The organism is Trinickia fusca (assembly GCF_003628145.1).
Classification (GTDB): Bacteria; Pseudomonadota; Gammaproteobacteria; order Burkholderiales; family Burkholderiaceae; genus Trinickia; species Trinickia fusca.
On the sequence record NZ_RBZV01000007.1, the window covers coordinates 46165 to 62226 of the forward strand.

At 60.4% G+C, this 16062-nt stretch carries 12 protein-coding genes; 7 read left to right on the forward strand and 5 right to left on the reverse strand.

Features of this window, described 5'->3' with window-relative positions:
- Window positions 1-116: 116 nt before the first annotated feature.
- Both D7S89_RS17000 and D7S89_RS17005 read right to left on the reverse strand, forming a co-directional pair.
- A complete protein-coding gene (locus D7S89_RS17000) occupies window positions 117-554 on the reverse strand; it encodes a hypothetical protein (protein WP_147426694.1) in 438 nt (145 codons plus the stop codon).
- Between the two features lie 17 nt (window positions 555-571).
- Window positions 572-934 carry a winged helix-turn-helix transcriptional regulator gene (locus D7S89_RS17005; RefSeq protein ID WP_121279433.1) on the reverse strand — a complete coding sequence of 121 codons (363 nt, stop codon included), beginning with the start codon at window positions 932-934 and terminating at the stop codon, window positions 572-574.
- A 147-nt stretch (window positions 935-1081) separates the two neighbouring features.
- On the opposite strand from D7S89_RS17005, the gene gstA reads away from it, so the two are divergent.
- Window positions 1082-1714 carry a glutathione transferase GstA gene (gstA, locus tag D7S89_RS17010; RefSeq protein WP_121279094.1) on the forward strand — a complete coding sequence of 211 codons (633 nt, stop codon included), beginning with the start codon at window positions 1082-1084 and terminating at the stop codon, window positions 1712-1714.
- Here gstA and D7S89_RS17015 read toward each other — a convergent pair whose 3' ends face one another.
- A complete protein-coding gene (locus D7S89_RS17015; RefSeq protein WP_121279096.1) occupies window positions 1715-2365 on the reverse strand; it encodes a TetR/AcrR family transcriptional regulator in 651 nt (216 codons plus the stop codon).
- 191 nt (window positions 2366-2556) lie between these two features.
- On the opposite strand from D7S89_RS17015, the gene D7S89_RS17020 reads away from it, so the two are divergent.
- From D7S89_RS17020 to D7S89_RS17050, 6 genes are all read left to right on the forward strand, one after another.
- Entirely contained in the window at window positions 2557-5706 is a 3150-nt protein-coding gene (locus D7S89_RS17020; RefSeq protein ID WP_121279098.1) for an efflux RND transporter permease subunit, read from the forward strand.
- Window positions 5707-5721: 15 nt separating this feature from the next.
- Window positions 5722-6897: an efflux RND transporter periplasmic adaptor subunit gene (locus D7S89_RS17025; RefSeq protein ID WP_121279100.1), complete on the forward strand. Its 1176-nt coding sequence runs from the start codon at window positions 5722-5724 to the stop codon at window positions 6895-6897.
- Window positions 6894-8396: an efflux transporter outer membrane subunit gene (locus tag D7S89_RS17030; protein ID WP_121279102.1), complete on the forward strand. Its 1503-nt coding sequence runs from the start codon at window positions 6894-6896 to the stop codon at window positions 8394-8396. Before D7S89_RS17025 ends, D7S89_RS17030 begins: the two co-directional genes overlap by 4 nt.
- A 363-nt stretch (window positions 8397-8759) precedes the next feature.
- Window positions 8760-9347 carry a restriction endonuclease fold toxin 5 domain-containing protein gene (locus D7S89_RS17035; RefSeq protein ID WP_121279104.1) on the forward strand — a complete coding sequence of 196 codons (588 nt, stop codon included), beginning with the start codon at window positions 8760-8762 and terminating at the stop codon, window positions 9345-9347.
- Window positions 9348-9428: 81 nt separating this feature from the next.
- Window positions 9429-10061: an Imm52 family immunity protein gene (locus tag D7S89_RS17040; protein ID WP_245982992.1), complete on the forward strand. Its 633-nt coding sequence runs from the start codon at window positions 9429-9431 to the stop codon at window positions 10059-10061.
- Between the two features lie 897 nt (window positions 10062-10958).
- A complete protein-coding gene (locus D7S89_RS17050) occupies window positions 10959-12056 on the forward strand; it encodes a hypothetical protein (protein WP_147426695.1) in 1098 nt (365 codons plus the stop codon).
- A 419-nt stretch (window positions 12057-12475) separates the two neighbouring features.
- Here D7S89_RS17050 and D7S89_RS17055 read toward each other — a convergent pair whose 3' ends face one another.
- Both D7S89_RS17055 and D7S89_RS17060 read right to left on the reverse strand, forming a co-directional pair.
- The gene (locus tag D7S89_RS17055; RefSeq protein ID WP_121279110.1) at window positions 12476-13963 is read right to left on the reverse strand and encodes an MdtP family multidrug efflux transporter outer membrane subunit; all 1488 of its coding nucleotides are present in this window, start codon (window positions 13961-13963) and stop codon (window positions 12476-12478) included.
- Window positions 13960-16059, reverse strand: coding sequence for an FUSC family protein (locus tag D7S89_RS17060; protein WP_245982993.1), 2100 nt, complete (start codon window positions 16057-16059; stop codon window positions 13960-13962). Before D7S89_RS17060 ends, D7S89_RS17055 begins: the two co-directional genes overlap by 4 nt.
- Window positions 16060-16062 lie beyond the last annotated feature (3 nt).

The window sequence follows — 16062 nt, forward strand, 5'->3', positions numbered from 1 at the left end:
AGTGTTTAAACAATGATGGGCTACAAGATCGGGTAGGCTATTTGAAGATGTGAGGTTATAGAGGCTGGCTTATTTCTTTACTCTTCGCCCTGGTGGCCTGGAATAGGCGCGGGAGATCACGGCTCCCATAAGCAAACTACTGCATTGCTGCGTAAAGCGACTTCATCGAAGAACCGGCGCAAGTCGCGCAGTAGCCATGTGTATGGGTTTGGTGGGTGATGGGTCGCAATGCTGTCAAAGAAATTTTCCTCGACTGTATTGAGTGCGGTGGCGATATCTTTCGCCAATTGGCACCCCAAAAAGCTGACATTGGGATCATCGAACTCGTTGAGCTCCGCATGCAGTTCGCCGATGAACAGCTTGCCCAAGGGATAGGGCTGAAGCTCGAGCTCGTTTCCCAGGAGGTTCACCGAATCTTCGAGATCGCACTCTGCCGATTTGCCGGCGCCGACGCCGATCTCGCCCATCGCGTCGTACCAGTCAGACTTGGTGCGACAGTCCCGGAAGCGCTCCCTTGCAGAATCCGGGACTTCATAAAGCTTGCCCCATCCCATATCGTTTCCTTGCGCATCTAGCCGTGATCCGAGTCCATGGCGTCGACTTCGACGAACTCAAATCCGGGGCGGCTTTTGAGCCAGAGACCGAAGTCGCGCATGACGTCGACCACGGGCCTCAGACGCTGGCCGTCTTGGGTGAGCTGGTATTCGACCTTTACCGGCACCTCTGGAAAAACGGTCCGCTGTACCAAGCCAGCCTGCTCGAGCGCTCGCAAATCCAGCGTCAGCATGCGCTGCGATATTCCTGGGACATCCCGCCGTAAATCGTTGAAGCGCTTTGGCCCGTCCAGCAGATAGGAAACCAGCAGCAGACGCCAGCGGCCACCCAGCAGGCGCATGGCTTCCTCGACCGAACACCCCGTTGCACTTCGCTTCATCACCGACACTCGCCAAGTATATTTTTTGTACCTATATCACAAAATTCTGCCTTCTTCACTTTTTATCCTGTCTGCGAGATATTGCTCGCCGTGACATTTGTGCCATGACAGTGCGGGCACGCGTTTTTGACCAAAGGGAAAAAGGGAATGAAGCTATATCACGCACCTGGTAGTTGCTCACAAGCGATCTGCATCGTCTTGCAGGAAGCCGGATTGGATGCGGAAATCACAAAGGTCGATGCGCGCAAGCATCTGATCGAAGATGGGACGAACTACTACGACGTGACCGAATTGGGCTATGTGCCACTTTTGCAGCTCGACGATGGTACGTTTCTGCGAGAGGGGCCCGTCATTGCACAGTATCTGGCTGATCAACGTCCAGAATTGGGCTTGACGCCGGCGCACGGCACGATGGATCGTTACCGGCTGCTCGAATGGCTCAATTTCCTGACCTCTGAAATTCACAAAGGCTTCATTCCGCTGCTTTATGCGGTGGCGGCAGGCAAGTATGTCGAGACTGCCGGGCCAAAGCTCGCAAGCCGGTACGCGTGGCTGGATCAACAGCTCGCCGGTAAGCAATTTCTAATGGGAGACAAGTTCACTATCGCTGATGCCTATCTCTTCGCATTGACGGGCTGGGGTAAGGCGAAATGGATGAAGTCCGTGTACAACGCGAACATTGACCTTAGCGAGCACCAGCATCTTCAAGCCTGGTATGAACGGGTCCGGAGTCGACCAACGGTTCAGCACGTCCTCCGTGCGGAAGGTTTGCTGAGCTGACTACCGGATGCACCCAGCGAGAAAAATCTGCACCGCTTGTCGCGCGATGCGGGCACGCATAGGCGCATTAGGGCGCCGGGCGGCACCAAGCAGCATTCTGGTCCGGATGCCGCCGAGCACGAGATAGACGAACTGCTCGGTGGCCAGGCCAATGTCGTCGATCCTCAGCACGTCTTCGGCAACCGCCGCGCGAAGGTATTCGGAAAGCGGCTCCATCCCGCTCAAGCCGCCCCTTTTGTCGTAGTAACCGCGGATCAGTTCAGGAGAACGGTGCGCATCGAGCAGCAGCAAGCGGTACAACTCGATCATGTCGGGACGCGTGCCTACCTCGAGGAGGTGGAGCGCGACTGTTTCGAGCACGGTTTCGGGGCGATTCGATTCGAGCACCAGCCCTTGAAGTTCGGCGATCCAGGCGTGCCGGAGCGCGTCGAGAATCGTGGCGAACAAGCCGGCCTTGCTGCCGAATCGGCTATAGAGCGTTTTCTTTGCTACGCCGGCTTCGCGTGCGATGCCTTCCAGGCTCGTCTCGCGATAGCCCGCGCTTAGAAATTGCCGCTTGGCGACGTCGAGCACGCGCTGCACGCGGTCCTCCGATTCCTGCAGCGTAGGGCGGCCTCCTGATTTCGTCTTGGGAATCGAAGCTGTTTGCATGACGATTGCAATCTATTGACAAGCCGGGCTCGAGGTGGAAACTATACCGGTGCGTTTCCGTGTCGACCAGAGTTAGCGCTTTAGCTGTCGGCAGGAGTTGGTGCTTCAGCACTTACTTCTGCCCCATGCAGAGCACTTACTCTGGTCCCATGCGGCGCACAAAACCCACCCGACCCAGGGGGGCGCGGTCAATGGTCGACTTCTTCATTGAGCGTCCGGTCTTCGCATCGTCGATCGCCATCATCATGGTGCTGGCGGGACTCATTGCCTGGTTCAACCTCCCGGTCGAGCGCTTCCCGCAAATCACGCCGCCTCAGGTTCTCGTCAAGTCGACCTATACGGGCGCTAGCGCACAGGTCGTCGCGGATACTGTGACGACGCCGCTCGAAGCCCAGATCAACGGTGTCGAGGGCATGAGCTACATCTCGTCGGTGAGTGCCAACGATGGCAGTTCGACGATCACGGTCACGTTCGATGTCGGCTATGACATCAATATCGGCGCCGTGGACGTTCAAAACCGTGTTTCGCAGGCGACCGCGCAACTGCCCGGCGTCGTCACTCAAACCGGCATCACGATCCAGAAACAGAACCCGAACTTCGTTCTGGCGGTGAACCTCTACTCGCCCGATCACTCGATCGATCCGGTTACGCTCAGCAACTTCGCCTATCTCCAGGTCGTCGATTCGCTCAAGCGCCTGCCTGGCGTGAGCGACGTCACCATTTTCGGCGAGCGCCGCTATTCGATGCGTATCTGGCTCGATCCGGACAAGCTCGCCGCGCTCGGCATGACGGCGACCGATGTCCAGAATGCGATTCTCGAGCAGAACGTCCAGGTCGCGGCCGGCAAGTTCGGTGAAGCGCCGGCGCCGCCCGGCACGACGTTCCAATATCAGATCAACACGCAAGGCCAGCTTGCGGACCAGCGGCAATTCGGCGACATCGTGCTGCGCTCTGGCACTACGAACGACGCCACCGTGCATTTGCGCGATGTTGCGCGCACCGATCTGGGCGCACAGCAGTACACGTCGAGCGCGTCGGTGAACGAAGACCCGGCGGTGCTGCTCGCCGTGTTCCAATTGCCGACCGCGAATGCGTTGGATCTCGACAAGCGCGTCGACGCGACGATGCAAACGCTCGCACGGCGCTTTCCCAAAGGCATGGCGTGGGGGATCACCTACGACACCACGATGTTCGTCTCGGCGTCGATGATCGAAGTGATGAAGACGCTTAGCTTCGCACTCCTACTCGTGCTTGGTGTCGTGTATCTGTTCCTGCAGAGCTGGCGGACCACGGTGATACCGATGATCGCCATTCCGGTGGCGCTCATTGGCACGCTGTCTGTCATGCTGGTGCTGAATTTTTCGCTGAACACGGTCAGCATGCTGGGCATGGTGCTCGCGATCGGCCTCGTCGTCGACGATGCCATCGTCGTGGTCGAAAACGTGGAGCGACAGCTCCAAAGCGGGCTTGCGCCCATGGCGGCGGCAAAGCAGGCCATGCGCGAAGTGACGGGGCCGATTGTCGCGACCTCGGCGGTGCTCGGCGCCGTATTCGTGCCGATTGCCTTCCTGCCGGGTATCACGGGCCGCCTCTACAACCAGTTTGCGCTGACCATCGCGATCTCCGTGATGATCTCGGCGTTCAATTCGCTGACGCTGAGCCCCGCGCTGTGCGCCGTGTTGCTGCGGCATGACGAGCGGCGGCGCTTCCTACTGTTCCGCGCGTTCAACTCGGGCTTCAACTGGGCGAGGCAGCGGTACGCGGGTTCGGTGCGCCAACTGATCGGCGTGCGTTGGGCCGCGCTGGCGCTGTTCGCAGGCGGCCTCGGCATCACGTATCTGCTTTATTCGACGATTCCGCATGCGTTTCTGCCCATCGAGGACCCAGGCTATTTCTATGTGATCACGCAACTGCCGAACGGGGCGTCGCTGCAACGCACCGAAGCCGTCATCGATAAGACGCGCACGATTCTCCAGGCGACGCCTGGCGTGGCCAATGTGCTGTCCATCAGCGGCCTGAATTTCATCACTCGGGCTACCGCGCCGAACAGCGCTGCCCAGTTCGTGATCCTGAAGCCGTGGGACGAGCGAGGCGACAAGCAGAGTGTCGCCAACCTCATCGCGGCCGTGCAGCCCAAGCTCGCTCGAATTCCGGAGGCCGTATCGCTCGCGCTGAATCCTCCGGCTATTTCCGGGCTGGGTACGTTCGGCGGCTTCGATTTCGAGGTCGAGGATCTGACGGGCCGCGGCAGCGTCGCGCTCGATGAGGCGACCAAGGCCTTTCTCGCTGAGGCGCGCAAACAGCCGGAACTCGATACGCGCACACTCCTGACCAGCTTCAACACATCGACACCCCAATTCAATTTCCAGATCGACCGCGAGAAGGCCAAGCTGCTCGGATTGAAAACGAGTGATGTCTTCAATACGATGCAGATCTATCTCGGCTCGCTGTTCGTCAACAACGTCACGCTGTTCGGCCGCAATTTCGAGGTCGTAGTTCAGGCGGACAGCAGCGCACGAGGCAGCAGAAGCGACCTGTCGCGCCTCTATGTGCGTAACGCCGAAGGAGGCATGGTGCCGCTCTCGACTCTTGGGCAGCTTGAGTCGACGGTCGGCCCCGAGACGGTCCCGCGCTACGACGTATACGGCGCGGCGGAGATCACGGGCAGCGCGGCGCCCGGCTACAGTTCGGGTCAGGCGATCGCGGCGATGGAGCGCGCTGCTCGGGTGCTGCCCGCGGATTTCGGCTTCGACTGGACGGGCATCACCTATCAGGAGCTGAAGGCCGGCTCGGTCGCCGGTCTTGTGTTCGCGCTCGCGCTCGTCTTCGTTTTCCTGTTCCTCTCGGCGCAGTATGAAAGCTGGTCGTTGCCGTTCACGATCATCCTCACGGTGCCACTCGCGTTGTTCGGCGCGTTGGGGTTGCTCTGGCTACGACGCATGCAGGTCGACATCTACGCGCAGATCGGATTCGTCTTGCTGATCGGACTGGCGGCAAAGAACGCCATCCTCATCGTCGAATTCGCCAAGCGGCGCCGAGAGGCAGGCCACGATATCGTCGAAGCGGTGACCGAGGCGGCACGCCTGCGTTTGCGTCCGATCCTGATGACGGCGTTCGCTTTCATCTTCGGCGCTGTCCCGCTGATGCTCGCGAGCGGCGCAGGTGCCGCAAGTCGGCAATCGATCGGCACCACCGTGGTGGGCGGCATGCTCGCGGCCACGCTGCTGTCGCTCGGGTTCGTGCCGATCTTCTACGCCGTCATCGAACGGCTGCGTGAAGCGATACTCGAACGCCTCGGACGCGCAAGCAAGCATCACGGCCCATCGGCGCCCGGAGAATGAGGCAAGAGCGAGGCTATGATGAAAGTCAGCAAGTTCAGCCTGGTTGCCGCGGCTCTTGCGATCGCTATCGCTCTGTGCGTTCCGTGGCTCATTCCACGGGGTGCACATCGCGCGGCTGGCGACCCGCCTCCATCCCGTCAGGCCGCCGTACTGGACGTGCCCGTCACCGCTGTTGTCGCGCGGACAGTACCCGTTTTTCTCGAGTATGTCGGCACCACGGATGCTATTCGCACCGTCACGCTTCAAGCGCAAGTGACCGGCTATCTGCAGAAGCAAGCGGTGTCGGACGGCGCAGACGTGACTGCAAGCGAGCTTCTTTATCAGATCGATCCGCGCACCTATCAGGCGACACTCGACCAGGCGAAGGCGCAGGCGGAAAAGGACGCAGCTGCGCTCGAATACGCGAGTGCCAGCCATCGTCGCAATGCGGTGCTCAGCGAGACCGGTGATGTGTCGACCGATACGCTGCAGCAATCCGCGAGCACCGAGCGTCAGGACAAGGCGGCCCTCGCGGCCGACCGCGCGCTCATCGAGACGGCGCAACTGAGCCTGCTCTTCACCACCATCCGCGCACCCTTTGCAGGCCGTCTTGGCTTGAGCCTGGTTCATGAGGGTGCGCTCATCAGCAACGCGGGGACGCAACTGAACACCCTCGTGCAGCTCGACCCGATCTATGCGACCTTCAATCCCCCGGACACCGATCTGCCGGAAATCCAGGCACGCCAGTCGAAGGGTGCGATTCCGGTCGACGTCATCGTTGGTCAGGCGCGCACGCCGCAATACCGCGGCAAGCTCGCCTTGCTCGACAACAGCATCGTGCGAGGCACCGGCACGATCACTGCACGCGCAACGATCGAGAACCCCAACCATACGTTGCTGCCAGGGCAATTCATCCGTGTGCGCTTGCATGTCGCCGACCAGCTCGATACCCTCTTGGTGCCGCAAGTAGCCATCGGCTCGAACCAGCTCGGTCAGTACGTCTACATAGTCGGTCCCGGCAACCGTCTTGAGCAGCGCTACGTGACGTTGGGCGCTGACTACGCGCCATTCGTCGAGGTGCGTAAGGGCGTCGTCAAAGGGGAATCGGTCGTCGTTGGCAACCTCCTTAAGCTCAGTCCGGGTGCGGCGGTGCGGCCGACTCCAGCCGAGATGTCGAAAGCGGCAGCGCCCACAAGGAGCGGCAACCGATGACATCACGTCACGATCCCCCTCCTTGCGCCTGTCCGGGATTGGGCCTTGGCATTGCGTGCATCGCGCTTTCGGCAGCGATGCTTGCCGGGTGCGCCGTCGGGCCCGACTTCGCGCGGCCAGCGCCGCCACAAGTCAGCGGCTATTCGCGCGAGCCGTTGCCGGAGAGCACCGTCGCGTCCGATGTCCATGGCGGCGAGGCGCAACGCTTCGTGCAAGGGCTCGACATTCCGGGCGCGTGGTGGACGCTGTTCCGTTCGCCGGCGCTCAACGCGATCATCGAACGTGCGCTGGTGGCCAACCCAAATCTGCAAGCCGCGCAGGCCGCGTTGCGCGTGGCGAACGAAGAACGCCATGCCGGCGAAGGGGCGTTGTTTCCGACATTGAGCGCCAATGCGTCGATCACGCGCGAGCGGATTTCGAGTGCGTCGCTCGGTACGAGCAGTACGATCCCGGTTTTCACGCTCAAAACGGCTTCCGTGAATGTCACCTACCTTCTCGACATCTGGGGCGGGACGCGCAGACAGATTGAATCCCTGACCGCACAGGCCGAATATCAGCGGTTCGAACTTGAAGCAAGCTACCTGACACTGATCTCGAACGTCGTGTTGGCGGCGATGCAGGACGCCTCCTTGCGCGCGCAGATTGTCGCCACGCAGGAGATCATCGATATCGAAACGCAGGAGCTTGCGGGCCTGAAACGCGAATTCGCGATTGGCGCTGCGGCCAACGCCGCCGTGCTGGCTCAGGCTGCGGCTCTCGCTCAGGCGAGTGCCCAGTTGCCGCCGCTGCAAAAGCAGCTTGCCCAGACGCGTGATCAGCTCACCGCCTATCTCGGCCGCTTTCCCAGCGAGGAGCCTACCGAGACGTTCGATCTCCAGTCGTTGCAACTGCCCGATACGTTGCCCGTCAGTTTGCCCTCGAAGCTCGTCGAGCAACGTCCGGATGTTCGCGCATCGGAGGCACTGCTACATGCCGCGAGTGCTGAAGTGGGCGTTGCCACCGCGAATATGCTGCCGCAACTGACGCTCAGTGCGGCGTATGGCAGCGAGACCGCCAATGTCTTGTTTGGGCCGGGGACGGCGATCTGGAATTTGGGCGCAGGGTTGATGCAACCGTTATTCGAAGGCGGCACGCTGCTGCATCGACGCCGGGCCGCGATTGCCGCTTTCGATGAAGCGGCTGCGCAGTATCGCGCCACGATCATCACCGCATTCCAGAACGTGGCGGATGCATTGCGATCACTGCAATCCGATGCAGACGCGGTCAACGCCGAGGTTGCGGCGGAACGCGCTGCCGCCGATAGCCTCGCTGCATCACAGCGCGAGTTCCGCAACGGCGCCATCAGCTATCTCGCTCTGCTCGATGCCGAACGGACTTACCAGCAGGCCCGTATCGGCGAAGTCCAAGCCGTGGCCACACGGTATTCGGATGTCGTCGCGCTTTTTCAGGCGTTGGGGGGAGGGTGGTGGAATCGGGGGGATGTGGAAGAAGCGCGGTGAGAGGTTGGATTAGCCTGCTCGCTTTCAAACCAGTTCCAGTGTCCCGCCTATCGTTGCCGTGGGATGGGTGACGACTAACGTATCTCCACGCAATTCGATGATGTGTTTCTGAGCTTGGCCTGCGCACCAATACGACGAACGGGTTACGCGATGTTTGCGTAACTCGTTTGCTTTTGCGCGTGCAGGAAGTAGATCTTTCGGCCGCGCAATTGCACTTCCGTTGGCCTGATTTTTTGCCGAGAAGCGGGCTCTGTCGCCCTCCTGCCAGAAGAATGATCGCTCTCTTACGGTGATGGCGACGCATTCGCCGTTTCCCGTCCATGCAAAGAACGAGAAGCGTGAACAAATCCAGGAGGGCTGTTAATGGCGAAGATCCGTCCTTCTCGCCTCAAAGACGCTGCCATTGCACTCGCGACAATGCTTGCCGCAGTGGGTGGCGCCGTTCGCGGGGTTTTTGACCGAGCGTCGCCCAATTCGGACGGCCTCGAGCAGGATAAAGCGAAGTCGAGGTCGGCCGCGCGCGTGATACCGAAGCCGGACGAATCTCGCGAGCGCTGCCCTCCTGCCAGGGGGCGGTTGGTGACACGCAGGTGGCATATGTCCGAGATCTCGCGGGAGTATCAGGCGCGGGTGACCGGGTTCGACCCATACATGGAATGGGAGTTTGAATCGATCGAATTTGATGGTTTCCGCTCGACGGAATGTCGGTTGCAGGAAGCGAAGGCTCAGTACGATCAGTTTTTTGATTCAGAAACCGGTTTGCCGGAGTATTTCTTCAGAATTGCTGGTGTGGGACGAATGCTGGCGCAAGCTCGGAAGCAAAGTCTGGCCGTCGTGAATAACCCGCCAGCGAGGCTGACTTGGTATTTCATGCAACCGATATCCCATAAATTTTTCTCCGAGCTGTTCTCAAAAGAAAAGCTCCAGATTGAATCTTTGCTTCATCCTTAACATATGCGAGTAACCCTGATCTTTCAGCTGCGGCTAGACACGCTCCCTTCTAGGGAGGAACATCTTGGCTACCTTTGGCGGGTGGCAAAACTGCTCGAGTCGATTGGATTCCCCATCGACAACTGGTATCCGCCTGCCCGTACACCCAAGAAGTCGCTCGAGAACCCAGCCTTCAACCACACTGGCCCAACGCCCGTAGCGCTGGAAATGCTTCGAGCACGAGACGAGAAAGACGGAACAACCAACTATCGAGTAACGGGTGTCTGGAGCGGCAAAACGAAGGGCCGCAGAGGGGCGTTCTCTACCTCGTTGTCCTCCGACGTCTGTAACCCAACCTGCGTATTTGATCTCCAATTTGAGGATGTCGAGGCACTCAGCGACGCGAGCAACATGCAGCGATTCATGCTCGGCTTGCTCGACATATGGCCCGCTGCCTCTGAAATTGAAGTTGGGCCATTCATCTACTACACCACGCACAAAGTTTTTCCCAAGCGACTAGGAGCCGGTTGGATGCTCTACCTTCCGCAGGCAATCACCACAGAGGAGTTGCCGGAAGCAGCCGAGCTGATGCCGGTCATGGAAGGCGATAAGCAGAAAGGCACAATCATCGTCAGCGTCGCCGACGCGGTCTTCTCGGTCGACAATCCCGAGCACGTGAAGATTGCTAACGCGATCGAAGTGCGATTGGCGGATCAGGGCCTCTTACCCCTATAGCCGGACTTGCTGCCAGGAACAGCCCGCTGAATGTCCGGACACGGTCTCTCACTTAGTGTGAGAGACCGTGTCCGGAAGTAAGGGGCAAATAGGGAATGCTACCGTGCAGGGTATCAAGCCCATGGCAGTAAGCCGTTGCAAATCATCCAGCAACGAGCCGAGCCCTTGGGCTTTTTTGCGTTCTGGCGCTAGAAAACTACCATCAGTCGATATGTCTACAGCGATTCTCATTGACGGTGCTTTCTTCATCAAGAGTGGCAACCGATTCCGCCAAACCTCAATGAGCATATAGACGGCTTGAGATCCACATGCCCGCAAGTGCAGCGGGTACGCGACGGAAGCCGCCAATAAGCGACCGTGACCTTGCCCCTGTTTCAAGAATCCTATAGCTGAAGCCATCAGGCCGCTTGCCCTCGCTGAGCGGCGGCCCAATTCTTCTCGAACGTCATGGGGCTGACGTAGTTTGACCTGCCCCCGCTTTTCATTCAAGGCATGGCCCGCAAAGCACTTCGTGGTGCACTTCGCGATATACCGGGGCAACAACTCGCCCAGCGACCACTATATCGTTGTCGCTCCGCAGCGGCCGGATAGCCTGGATGGCATTCGGCCGATAACGTATTCGCAATACCACAGGGCAGAAGCTCATCGACGGAGCTTCGCGATCGTGGCAGCGAATGGGGGGCAATGGCCGCTGAGGTAAGCTTGAATCAGCAGTTCCCGCGCAATCCCTCGCGCCCCGCGAGCAAATGTTATCGGCCTGCATGCCCCCTTGTTTCGCAAATCGCTTTGATACTTCGCCGATTACTCACGAAATGACATAAGCCGCTCCATAATGCATGCAACGCAGCGGCATTCTCACCGTGCGCAGTGCCCCCAACCCACGGAGCCAAAGGCATCATGCAAGGAATTACCAACAACATTTCCGACCACGAACTACCGACATACACGCCGGCAGCCGCGCCCTCGACACAAACGACCGTTGGATCATCGTCACATGCGAATTCGGCGGCGTTTGACTCCATAAACGGGGGGGGGCCGGTGCCGCAATCGCCAGGGCATGGTCCAATACGGCTCAACTCTCCCCCGCTACTGGGGCGCAATGATTCTCCCTCTGAAAAAACCAGAAAAATAGCCGATTGGTACGACAACGGTGCCGAAACGCCGCTTGTACCCAACCAACGGCATGCGTTGGAATTTCTTTTCGAGAAGGGAGAGGCAGTCGACTACTCAACGAGAAGCAAGCTAGTCGAACAATTGAAAACGACGAACCAGAACTATCGTCCTTTCATCTATGCGGACGAGGGTGGCAAGCTTAGGATTCCCGGCAAGCTCTCAGTCGAACTGCCTGGGACATTGGCGAATTGGAAATTACCAGAGCCCACAAGGAATCAAAGCCCACCCGAATCAACCAAGGCGACAACAACGAGTCTAGCCCATGTCACAAACGACGCGTCGCTAATGAATCAAAGTCTCATCAATGTCGCCACTGGGAGTAAGGGTGAATTCAGCTATGGGTTCTATCTCACCACGGGCAACGAAACCACGCCTCAGGAGAGAATCCAAACAAAATGGCGAACAAAAGATAAACCCTTCAATGAAGTCGTTCGCTTTGCCGTACCCAACGAATTGATCGGGAAGGCCGTCGGTGATGACGAAAATCAGAAAAATTTTCTGATCCACGTGATGCAGAACAGCCACAGCTACCCTCCAAACATGACTCCCGATCAAATCATCGGCACAATCAATGAAATCAATAAAAAGGGCCATGCATTGATTTTTCCGAATGACAAGGATCAGAAAGTCAATATCGACAAAGACACCCAACAATCTTGGCACGAGTATACGGCAGGAAATGCTGCTCAGAGTAGTCACTTCATCGTTATCGGTCCCCAACGTCCGGACGATCTGGACGGCGTGCGACAGATCGCGATTCGCAATTCCGCCGGGCAGCAGCTAATTAACCAAGTTCCGCGCTCGCAGCAGCGACTTAGTTAGGCTCGAGCCGAATCGATGAAAGCGCGCCCGCGGCTTTGGCTAACAGTCCATTGTCACGTACCGTGGGCGCTTCTTCTCGAACCCATAGGCTTGTTGTTCGATTTCGTTGAGTTATTCTCTGTCGGGTATCGGAAAAACACCCCGCGCCCGTCCATATCATCGATCTTGGCTATGGCGTCGTCCAAGTCTGCCGGCATCGGCAACCAGACAGTTTTAGCCCTCGACTCGAGTTCGGCCTTGTGGCACGTGAGCAGGTCGATTAATCCGTTATATAGCGAACCACAAATTGTGGATGCTTGTCCTTGGCAGTAAGCCGTTGCACATCATCCAGCAACGAGCCGAGCCCTTGGGCTTTTTTCGTCAGGTGCCGGCAAACTATCTGAAAAGGCGGGCGCCCACCGCATGGCTCAGGCACGTCTTCAACGCGGCTTCAGTTCAACCGGCGGACCAGCCCGATAGCCCCCACCAAGCGCCTTCACCAGCGCGATTTCCTGACTGATCCGCTGCCCGTCGAGATCGAGCAATGCCACCTGCTCGGCGATCACCGGCTCGCGCGCCTCCATCGCGGTCAACTGGCTCGCAAGCCCGCGCCGGTAATGCGCTTCAGCGCTGTCACGCGCAAACACAACCGCCTGCACTTTCCGCGTTTGCAGCGCCACTTCGGCATCCAGATCCTCCAGTCGGCTGCCACTCTTTGCAACATCGCGCACCGCATCGAGCACGGCCTGATCGTATTGCTCGATCAGCGCATTACTCGCCGTGCGCGCGCCGCTCAGGTTCGCGTTCAAGCGCCCGCCGTCGAAGATCGGCAGCGTCAACCCGGGAATGAAATTGATCTGCTGGCTCCGGCGCGTGAACAGGTCGCCGAGGTGCAGCGCGTCGACGCCGAAGAACGCCCTGATGTCGAAGCTCGGATAGAACGCAGCTTTCGCGGCGTCGATCCGATCGAACGACGACTGCACATACCAGCGCATCGCCTGCAGGTCGGGACGCCGCGCAAGCAGCTCGTACGACAACGTCGACGGCAACGCGGCGCGTGATGCCGGCAGCGGCACGGGCTCGATGTCGGGCAGATTGTCCGCGCCGGCGCCGATCAACGCGCGCAGCGATTCGCGGAACTGCTTGACCTGCCCCCGAGCGTTGACGATCTGCCGCTGCGCGGCCAATTGCTGCGCGCGTGAAATCTCGGCGAAGGTGCGCGATTCGAGGCCGCGTGCCACCCGGGCCTCGTGCGCATCGACTGCGAACGCCGCTACCTGCCGCGACTGCTCGAGAAGGTCGATCAACTGATAGGTCGTCTGAATCCCGTAGTAGAGCTGCGCCACGTCAGTCGAAATCTCGAGCTCGACCGCCGACGCTTCCGCGAGCCGTGCGTTCTGCACGCCGAGCGACGCCGCGACCTGGGCGCGCTGCTTGCCCCAAATGTCGACGTTCAAGCTCGCGCCGAGCCCGACGATCCCCTCGGTATACCACGGACCGGACAAGCCCAACGCCGGGTCGTTCGCCGCGAACGGCCCGAGGAAGCCGTTCGACGACACGTGCTCGCGGTCGATCATCCCAAGCGCGACCACCTGCAGGTTGGAGCCGGCTTTCACGAGTTCGACGTCCGACTTTGCCTGCGCGACGCGCGTGCGCGCGATCACCATTGTCGGCGCATTGGCTAGCGCGCGGTCGATCAGTGCGTCGAGCTGCGCATCGCCGTAGCCGGTCCACCAGCGCGCGGACGGCCAGCCCTCGCGCGCGAGGTGGATGTCGTTGGCGAGGCGGATCTCATCGGGCGCGATTGGCGCATAGGGTCTGCTGTCGTGGTGGATCAGCGCGCAGGCGGACAGTATGCTGACGAGCCCCGCGGGCAGCACACCACGACGGAGGAACCCACGCCAACGCGAACGGTTTCGCTTAATCATGTTCGGTCGACTCTTGACTCTTGCGGGACGCTCGAACGTGGGACCGCAAGATACCAGTCCGGCAGCCCGGCCACCTCGTGTGCCAGACGGCGTGCGCTGGCCCAAAGCGGCGCGTCGGGCGCATCGTCCGGCCACGCGGGGATCTCGATGCGTTGCGGGGGGCGGGCGACAGGCGGGTTGACCGCCAGTTCGTCTGCGTAGCGTTCGACGAGCGCGGCGGCTTGCTCCTGGACGGCGCGCACCGCGTCGACCGTTTCCCGAGCAACCCTCGCGTCACGCGAATCGAGCGCGTTATGAAGCGCGTTGCCGGCCAGCATGATCTCGCGCCCTTGTGCGAGCACCGTCTGCGCTCGGGCCGTCAACTGCGCTTGCTCGCCTTCTTGCCAGTTCGGTTCCAGCGCGACGCGCGCGAGCATCGCTTCACAGTCGCTCAGCACGGCCCACGCTCGCAGTTGCTGCTGCGCATAGGGCATTTGCTCCGCTGCCGCAGCAGCAGCGGCCAGCGGAGCGCGCGATAGTGCGGAGATCGGCCGCAGCATCGATGCCAGCTTCAGGCGCAACGCGTCGCCTTCGCCTTCGCGCCAGAACGACATCTGGACGAAGGTCGCAATGCCGACGCCGAGCACGATCCCGAGCATCCGGTCGCGGATTTCGGTGAGGTTGCTGGTCGGCCCAAACTGGCTGAGCACCGCGAGCGAGAACGTGAACAGCAGCTGCACGCCGGCATAGCCGATGCGTTCCGATCCGGCCGCGATCCACGCGGCCAGCGCGGCGACTGGCAACGTCATCAGCAGCAGGCCAACCACGCTCTCGAGCCGCGGGATCACGAATACGACCATGAAGAGCGCAAGCAGGCTGCCGCCGATCGCACCGGCCACGCGCAGCAGCGCGCGCTGCGTCGACGCGCCGAGGCTCGGCAGCGCGACGATCAGGCAGGTCAGCATGATCGTGTGAATGCCTTGCCAATCGCTCGCGTTATAGAAGACATAGGAAACCAGTACCGCGAGCAACGTTTTGAGTGAAAAGCGCGCGTAAGAGGGGTTGGTCCACGCGTCCGGCGCGACCATCGGCTCCTTTGCAGGCGGCTTGCCGGTCATCTCGCCGCGCGCGCCGAAATCGCCGAACGCGTGCAGCGCCCTCTGCATCTCGGCCACCGCGTGCGGCATGTCCGCTGCGTCCGGTGCGGCGTCGCGCCGGACAAGGTAGGGTTCATCGGCGGCGATCGCGGCATCGAGCGTACGGCAGTCAGCTCGCAGCGTGTGCAGCATGGGAAGCCGCGCAGTCGACACCTGCCGTGCGTCGGCTGACAGTTCGCTCGCACTGCGATAGAGGCGCGTCACCGTGGCGATCAGCGCAAGCTGATAGGCCTCAGTCTCGCGATAGCGTGCGTCCCGCATCGCAGCGAACTTGAGCAGCTTCTGTAGCGTCAGCGCGCCTTGCTGGACGGCCGGCAGTGCGATCGGCGCGGGCGTGGCGCCGCCGTTGGTCAGATACGTCAGCTGTGCGTCGATGGTTGCCAGCTGTCGCTGGAGTTCCGCCTTCAATTGGCGTCGCGGTTCGGCGGGTAGTAGCAGCGAGTTGATCACGAGCGTCAGCGCGATCGGATAGATCACCGCGACCCAGACCCACAGCACGGCACGGATCAGCAACTCGGCCTGATCGGTCTCGTCGAAGAAGCTCTGCACGTAGATGATCACGATCGCGACGATGAAGAACACGACGCCGATCTTCAGCACGCGCATCAGATACACGCTGCCGAAGAACAGCGCGCTCGCGACGACGATGCGGATCAGCGGATAGTCGAAGGTGAACTTGAGTAGCAGGATCGAGCCGCCGATCGCGAGCGTCGACCCGACGATGAACATCAAGCCGACGAGCCGCGTGATGACGACGTTCGACTGCGTAACGTAGAACACCACCAGTAACGACAAAGGCAGCTCCGGCACCTCGAGCGCCATCGACACGACGATCACGATCGCGCTCGTCAGCAGGGCGCGCAGCATCACGTTGATGCGGCCCGGAAACGGCGCAAGTTCGGTGCGCAGAAATGCACTCGCGTCGCGTAGCGTGTCAGGAAGGGCGGAGGCGAGGTTCATTTG

Coding starts and splice junctions, on each gene's coding strand:
- D7S89_RS17000 (WP_147426694.1), bottom strand. CDS start 554: ATGGGATGGGGCAAGCTTTATGAAGTCCCGGATTCTGCAAGGGAGCGC.
- D7S89_RS17005 (WP_121279433.1), bottom strand. CDS start 934: ATGAAGCGAAGTGCAACGGGGTGTTCGGTCGAGGAAGCCATGCGCCTG.
- gstA (WP_121279094.1), top strand. CDS start 1,082: ATGAAGCTATATCACGCACCTGGTAGTTGCTCACAAGCGATCTGCATC.
- D7S89_RS17015 (WP_121279096.1), bottom strand. CDS start 2,365: ATGCAAACAGCTTCGATTCCCAAGACGAAATCAGGAGGCCGCCCTACG.
- D7S89_RS17020 (WP_121279098.1), top strand. CDS start 2,557: ATGGTCGACTTCTTCATTGAGCGTCCGGTCTTCGCATCGTCGATCGCC.
- D7S89_RS17025 (WP_121279100.1), top strand. CDS start 5,722: ATGATGAAAGTCAGCAAGTTCAGCCTGGTTGCCGCGGCTCTTGCGATC.
- D7S89_RS17030 (WP_121279102.1), top strand. CDS start 6,894: ATGACATCACGTCACGATCCCCCTCCTTGCGCCTGTCCGGGATTGGGC.
- D7S89_RS17035 (WP_121279104.1), top strand. CDS start 8,760: ATGGCGAAGATCCGTCCTTCTCGCCTCAAAGACGCTGCCATTGCACTC.
- D7S89_RS17050 (WP_147426695.1), top strand. CDS start 10,959: ATGCAAGGAATTACCAACAACATTTCCGACCACGAACTACCGACATAC.
- D7S89_RS17055 (WP_121279110.1), bottom strand. CDS start 13,963: ATGATTAAGCGAAACCGTTCGCGTTGGCGTGGGTTCCTCCGTCGTGGT.
- D7S89_RS17060 (WP_245982993.1), bottom strand. CDS start 16,059: ATGAACCTCGCCTCCGCCCTTCCTGACACGCTACGCGACGCGAGTGCA.